This window comes from Gelidibacter sp., assembly GCF_035577925.1.
GTDB lineage: Bacteria > Bacteroidota > Bacteroidia > Flavobacteriales > Flavobacteriaceae > Gelidibacter.
The window spans coordinates 1-7,339 of sequence record NZ_DATJCY010000292.1 but is presented as its reverse complement, the minus strand read 5'-3'; the positions used below and the strand labels follow the sequence as shown (position 1 = coordinate 7,339).

The 7,339-nt window shown below is 36.9% G+C and carries 6 protein-coding genes; all 6 read right to left on the bottom strand.

The window, feature by feature from the left end:
• On the bottom strand, nucleotides 1–973 hold a 973-nt coding region (locus VNJ50_RS11535), incomplete at its 3' end, for a serine hydrolase (RefSeq protein WP_325582014.1).
• Between the two features lie 57 nt (nucleotides 974–1,030).
• Nucleotides 1,031–2,224: an SH3 domain-containing C40 family peptidase gene (locus VNJ50_RS11530; RefSeq protein WP_325582012.1), complete on the bottom strand. Its 1,194-nt coding sequence runs from the start codon at nucleotides 2,222–2,224 to the stop codon at nucleotides 1,031–1,033.
• A gap of 25 nt (nucleotides 2,225–2,249) precedes the next feature.
• Nucleotides 2,250–3,755, bottom strand: a complete 1,506-nt coding sequence (locus VNJ50_RS11525; RefSeq protein WP_325582010.1) for a serine hydrolase — start codon at nucleotides 3,753–3,755, stop codon at nucleotides 2,250–2,252.
• A gap of 253 nt (nucleotides 3,756–4,008) precedes the next feature.
• A complete protein-coding gene (gene pncA / locus VNJ50_RS11520; protein ID WP_325582008.1) occupies nucleotides 4,009–4,614 on the bottom strand; it encodes a bifunctional nicotinamidase/pyrazinamidase in 606 nt (201 codons plus the stop codon).
• Between the two features lie 115 nt (nucleotides 4,615–4,729).
• Nucleotides 4,730–6,127 carry a nicotinate phosphoribosyltransferase gene (locus VNJ50_RS11515; RefSeq protein ID WP_325582007.1) on the bottom strand — a complete coding sequence of 466 codons (1,398 nt, stop codon included), beginning with the start codon at nucleotides 6,125–6,127 and terminating at the stop codon, nucleotides 4,730–4,732.
• Nucleotides 6,128–6,271: 144 nt separating this feature from the next.
• Nucleotides 6,272–7,339: 5'-nucleotidase C-terminal domain-containing protein (locus tag VNJ50_RS11510; RefSeq protein WP_325582005.1), on the bottom strand; the 1,068-nt coding region annotated here is incomplete at its 5' end.

Genomic DNA, 7,339 nt, shown 5'->3' with positions numbered 1-7,339 from the left:
CACTTTCATTTCCAATTTTTCCGTCATTGAGCATTAAAGTTCCCAAACGCGCAAAATCCCTTAAACTAGCAGATAATCCACTTCCACCAATATTCATTCCGCTACATTCATCTGTTATCCAATACCCACATTGTTGCATCCCTAAAGGTTTCCAAACTTTTTCGGAAAGATATTCTGCCAAACTTTTTCCGGTCGCCTTTTGGATAAGAATGCCTACCAAATCGGTTTCCCCGGTACTGTAATTCCACTTTTCACCTGCTTTACCAACGGCCTTAAGTGCTTTCATGTAAGTTAGAATATGCGCCTCTTCTCCTTCACAAGGCTTTAAATACATTTGTGCCACATCCGAATTTGGATCGACATAATCCTCATTCCACGCAATACCAGAAGTCATGGTCAAGAGTTGACGGACCGTCACTTTCCCGTAATCATATCCTATAAATTCTGGAATATAGTTTTCTAAAACATCATCCAAACTTTTTATAAATCCATCTTTTAATGCCACGCCTACCAACAAAGATGAAATGGATTTGGCCACAGAATAGGACGTCCACAACGTGTTTTCATCAATCCCATCAGCATAAACTTCTAATCGTTTTACATTATCTTTTATAACGATAAGACCACCAATACGATTTTCTTCAATATAGGATTGCAGATTGGTTTTGTTGTCCCATTTCGGGATCAAGTTTTCGTTTTCTTGATAAGCATAAACTTCAGACCCTGCAGCTACAGCAATACTCGGATAGATACTTTGCATTATGGGAAATCGGCGCTCCTTTTCTTCTTGTGACCAAAACAGCAAACTTTCCAGTTTTTGACCCATGGTTTCTCCTGGAATATTTTCGGTAAAATCTCTTTCATCTGTAATTTTTGTTATTGCACATTCAATTTCTTGTACCTGCGCTATTAAAGATGGGCAGACCAAAATGATGAACAATAACCATGGTTTAGAAAACCTTAAAAACGTCATAATTTAGATTTGATGGATAAATATTTCATTCCTATTTCATTCATAGAATGAAATAAATTATAACATCGGCTTTGTCTTTAAATCAATCAAACCACCTAAGTCAGAGCTCAATGGACGTTTGGTACGTAAATAGCGGTTAACATTATAGGCATCATAATTTGGCGCATCTTTATCAACACTATTGATTTTAACCCGTCCTGCCGAGTGGATAAACTCATTATTTCCAATCCACATACCTACATGAACAACTCTTTCAGGTGAAGTTTCGGTAGCTGGAACTCCAAAAAACAACAAATCGCCAGGAAGAAGATTCTCGAAATTTTTAGTATCGTCAATTTTTTCACCGGTATGTATTTGTTGTGAAGCATCTCGTGGTAAAACAATGCCATTTAAAAAATAGATAGTTTTTGTAAAACCACTGCAATCCACGCCTTTTGGTGATGTACCTCCCCATAAATAAGGCAAACCCATTAATTTTTTTGAAGTTGCAACCAAATTTTCTTGTGACGGATCTGCATGTGATATCCAAGATTCATAAATATCTGCTTCGTTTTTATTGATAAATGCTATCCTTTTATCAGGATAAGCTACTTTATAAAATCCTTTTTCTTCACCTAGAATTTCTAAAATCCCACCTGCCACGATATCGGAAACAACTTGCGATTTTGCATCAGGCTCTGAGTAACTACTTCCGTTGATGTTTGTATAAATCAATTTTGGGGCAGTTTTCCAGCGCTCAAGTTCGGCTTCGGTAATTGGCTCAACACCGCCATGATCTACCCATGACAAATACTTGTCGGGCGTTTGGATTAACGTCCAAGAATCTTCGTTTTTCAAAATTTTAACAGGAGTTCCCAACGTTGCCTGAGTAGCCAATTCTGCCGAATGTTTTGGTTGACTTCTCAAATTGGCAACAGATATCGTCACCAATCCTCTTATTTTATCGGCCAATTTTGATGCCGGCAAAAGTTGGATACTATCTATATACTCAATTTGTGCTTCTTTAAGGTCATTTTTTAGAGTTTCAACCGCCTCTGGCAAATTACTTTGTCCTTTTAAAACATAAACGCTGCCATTTTTATCGGCATTGACATCAAAAAGAGCCACTCTTTTATCTGGAGCAAATTGGGTCTTGACCGCTCCTATTTCATCGGCTAAATAATCGGTTTCTTTTTTCACTTCTTCTGCGCAACTTAAAACGCCTCCAAACACTAAAAATGACAAACCTAATCTTGCAATATTCTGTAACATGTTTTATCTATTTTAAATCATTTAATTAATCAACTCTTTTAAAATCCAAATCCTGATAATTATAACTAAAATCGGTCAATGGCGAAATTGGACTCATGGTAAATCCGTTGGCTTTGCCTTCAATATCCAAACTGAATGTCACAAAAGCATCGGCTTTAAGTGAAGGATCATTCCAACGTACCGCATAGGTTGTACCTTTATAAAAAGACATAGTTCCGGTTAAATCGGACAATTTTGAAGCCTTGAAATGAAGATTTTTGTTTTGGTGACTGATAATCACATCTCCAAACCACGAATCGTTATATGTTCCGACATAATCTGCAGGATCGGGAAGTGTCTTTTTATTTTTAAGCTGTGCTGCAATATCGCGGTCAACTGCAGCAACGATACTATCGGCTTTACGCTCACTTTCCAAACGACGATCATTATACTCTTTAATCCGATCTTGGCCTTTTATTGCGAAATAGCCATCCTTAATTGAATTTGAAATCGCATTAAACGCGGCTCCACTTTCTTGATTGGTCAATACGATAATCCCAAGTTCAAGTTCTGGCAAAAAGACCACTTGGCTTACAATTCCCAATAAACCACCAGTGTGCGTCGCTTGAAAATAGCCATTTACATCACTTAAAAAGAACCCTAAACCATACGCTGTAAAGTGTGTATTGTAATGACCTTTTCCAGATCTGACCAAAGTTTGCGGTGTTAATAATTCTTTATACGTTGCTTTGGTAAACAAACTGTCTTGAAGTTCTGGGCCGTATTTCCCTTCATCTAAAAGTGCTTGCACCCATTTGCCCATATCATTGATGGAAGCATATATCCCTCCAGCAGGCGTTGCTATTTGCGTAAACGTATAACCTGTAGTTTGCAGTTTTCCATCTACAGGTGAATGGCCATCAATACGATTGTTATCAGCATCAATTTCAGCCATTGACAGTAACGAACGGGTCATTCCAAGCGGTTTAAAAAAATGATTTGCAATATAGTCGTCATACGATGTATTTGACACTCGCGCTACAATTTCGCCTGCAATAATATAAAGTAAGTTATCATAATCATACTTGGATCGGAACGAAGAGACCGGTTTTAAATACCTCATATTATGGATCATTTCTTCCATCGTTGTTGTATTTGTGGCCGGAAACACCATCAAATCGCCAGCACCAAGTCCTAACCCACTGCGATGCGTCAAAAGATCACGTATGGTAAATTCACTGGTAACATAAGGATCATACAATTTAAATTCTGGAATGATATCATTGACTTTAGTGTCCCACTTAATTTTCTTTTGATCGACCAATTGTCCCAACGCTGCCGCTGTAAATGCTTTAGTATTAGAAGCAACACCAAAGAGTGTATTTTCATTAACCGGTGCATTGGTTTTTACTGAACTAATGCCATAAGTATTTTTATGGTACATTTTTCCATCTTTCAACACCGCAACAGCCATTCCAGGCACATTAAACGTGGTCATAGTTTTCTGAACAAGGCTATCAATTTGCGAATTGCTCAAAACCTGTGATCTCATAGATGGAATTATACATAAAAGCAGAAAAGCAAGGGCAAAGGAGTTATAGGAAAAGGTTTTCATATGAAGAATTTAAAAAGATTGAATGATCGGCTTCGTTAAAACGTTCAAGTTATAATTTTTGAGATTGTTAATTAATAAGAAATCCAACAAATATAAGCCATCAAAAGAGGAAATTGAAACTTTACCAACGGTAATGCTCCAAGATTTCAGAACCAACGGTTTTTACAGATTTGATATTTGATATGTTGATTTATATAGTATCGGATGAAATAACCTGAATCCCCAGATATTCCATAGTTTTCTTTCTTTCTTTAAACGCTTCATAATCTAACGGTTGCGAAGCATCTTCAATAAAAAAACAGGCATATCCTTCTTTAAAAGCATCATGCGCAGAAAAGTAAACACAAATATCGCCCGCAAGACCACATAGAAAAAGTTGTGTCGTTCCTTTTTCTCTTAAATAACCACTTAATCCTGTTGATTTCAAATGGCCATTGTCATAAAAAGCACTGTAACTATCAATGGTTTTGTCCATACCTTTTCTAAAAATAGCTTCCCATTTTTCGGTGTTAAGATCAGCATGAAACTTTGCGCCCTCAGTACCTTGAACACAGTGGTCGGGCCATAAGGTTTGTGATTTGCCATGAAGCTGAATTTCATCAAATTCTTTTTTTCCTTCATGATTGGATGCAAAACTTACATGATCTTTGGGATGCCAATCTTGTGCTGCAACGACCAAATCAAATTTATGTTGAATACGATTAATGATCGGCACTATTTTATCTCCATCAGGAACTGCCAAAGCGCCACCTGGCATAAAATCATTTTGTACATCAATGATGAGCAAAGTTTTCATAAATGCTTTTTATTTTATTATGTTTTGTAAAATTAATCAAACATGTCATCTTTAACAACCAAGTGACGCCTGATATTGGGATCAATACCAATCAACAAACGACCAATTAATTTTTTTAAAATTTATGTTTTAAAACCAAAGCATCACGTTCTTGTTTGAGCGAACTGCTGAGACCAATTTTATAAATATGCGGATTTTGAAAACGCTTAAATTCTTCCGGAAGTTTCTCTAAGCGTGATTTTGAATACGATGCAATTTCAGCAACCGATCGTGCAGGATTCGTCTTCCTACCATTCTCCATCACTTTTTCGAGAAGTGCTTCATGGGCAAAGCGCGTAAGGTTCAAGCTTTTTGTAGCATCATAAGTGTGTATCATTTCTTCAACATTTTGCTCTGAGGCCCGTGCCACAGCATCGGCACCATAAAACATCCCGTTTTGATCGAGCATTCTATACACTTGCTTTTTGTATGGAAGCGACACTTTAATAATATTTTCTGAGAGCTTGATGCGCGGTTCGCCATTAAATTCCGATAATTTATAAACGCCATCCAAAGCTGCATCAGGTTTTCCGGTGGCCAAATTTGTTCCCACGCCATAAATATCAATAGGCGCACCTTGTTCTTTTAAACTTTTGATGACATATTCATCCAACTGATTGGAAGCTACAATTTTGACATAACCTAAATTAGCATCATCCAATATTTTTCTAGTTTTCTTGGCCAAATACGATAAATCGCCACTATCCAAACGCACACCTAGTAATTTATTACCAGTCGCTTCCATTTCTTTGGCAACGGTTATGGCATTTGGCAATCCGCTTTTAAGGGTGTTATAAGTGTCAATCAGAAGCACACAATTTTTAGGTCGGTACTTTGCAAAATCCCTGAAAGCCACTAACTCATCTTCATAACTTTGAATAAATGAATGCGCCATGGTACCCGAAGATGGAATATTATAATCCTCCGCCGCTTTGACATTACTTGTACTATCAAAACCCCCAATTACCGCAGCTCTTGAGGCATAATAGCCACCTGTAGCATGTGCACGACGCAAGCCCATATCCAATAACATTTCATTTTTTGCACTATATCTGATTCGGCTGGCCTTTGTAGCAATCAAGGTTTGAAAATTGAGAATGTTCAACAATAAGGTTTCTATAATTTGTGCTTCAATAATATTGGCTTCTACCTGCAAGATAGGACGGTTTGGAAAAACAACATCACCTTCTTTACTTGAATAAATAGTGCCTCGAAAGCGAAAATCTTTTAGATAATCCAAAAAATCTTTTGAAAATCCGTGTTGCTCCAAATAAGCCACATCAGAAGACGAAAAACTTAGCGTTTCAAAAATATTGAGCACATCTTCCAATCCTGCAAAAATTGAATACCCGCCATTAAAAGGATTATTTCTAAAATAATAATCAAAAACGGCACGTCCATCAGGTTTGGTCTCAAAATACACCTGAGCCATAGTAAGTTGATAAAGATCGGTATAGGCTGCTGTAATATTCATAAAAAGTGGTTTTTAAATTTTAAATATTAAAGGCGTTAAGATATCTAAAATTGATAGATTTCCCGATACGATTCACATAATAATAACAAAAGGAACACGATTTAAATAACCTTGTTCCTTTAGTAACATATATAAATGACAGACTTAATTTTCTAAACTTTTTAAGTATTGAATGAGTGCCAATCGGATGTCCGATTGCGGATGATCGATGGCTGTTTGAATAGGATATGCCTTAAGTATCCCTGAATGATTTTCTGTTAAAAAATCTAAATTAGCCTCCATTCCCGTTAGTAAAAAACCAAGCATGGCCACACGGTATGTTTTATTTTCATCAAGCTCATCTTCTGCCAAATACCACTTGTCATCTATTTTATTTAATGTTGAATTTCGCAACAGATAACCACCAATTCCCCGATTGCTTTCGCCTACATCCAAAACCTGATTTAGCAAACTTCCTGTCATTTCGACCTCTCGTATTTCGCCCCCAAAAGGCATTGCGCGCAAAATATCATATTCGGAAACCGGCGCATGCAAAATATCATCAACACGAATGGCTCCGGCATTAAGAAGTACAACATCGGCAGAAGGTGCTGCTACTTCCATGGCACGAATGACAAGTTCGGTTAAATTGCTTGGTTGCATCCTAATAACAACTTCTCTACCTTCAAGCGGTTCGTTTTTTTCTATTACAATATTCTCAGCATCAAAACCTAAGGAACTGTAATTTTCATTGGCAATTTTCACCCATTTTTCAACTATCGTATTCGTATAATCATCCAATGGTATAGTTTGATTAATATATCTCAATTCTGGAGACACTTTTAATTTCCCGTTCTTTTTATCCAATCGCAAGGTATTGACATAAGCTGTTTTTGCATTGGCATGGGCTTTTGTAATATATACATCGCCTACTTTTTCAAACTGCATGTCATGCTCATGGCCACCCATAATCAACCCTAAAGCTGGGATTTCTTTTGCAAGTTTAATATCATCTTCAAGGTCCAAATGCGTCAATGCGATAACAACATCAACCGAATCTTTTATCTCATTATATAACTTTTTTGCGGTTTGTATCGGATCGGTATAATGTACATAAGGCACTTTGTTAAATGGCAAAGTCAATCCAATAATTCCAATTTTTGCTTGTGTTCCGTCGCCATCAGACACATTTAAAATATAATATTCCGGAAACGGCGTCGTAGAAGATTTGAA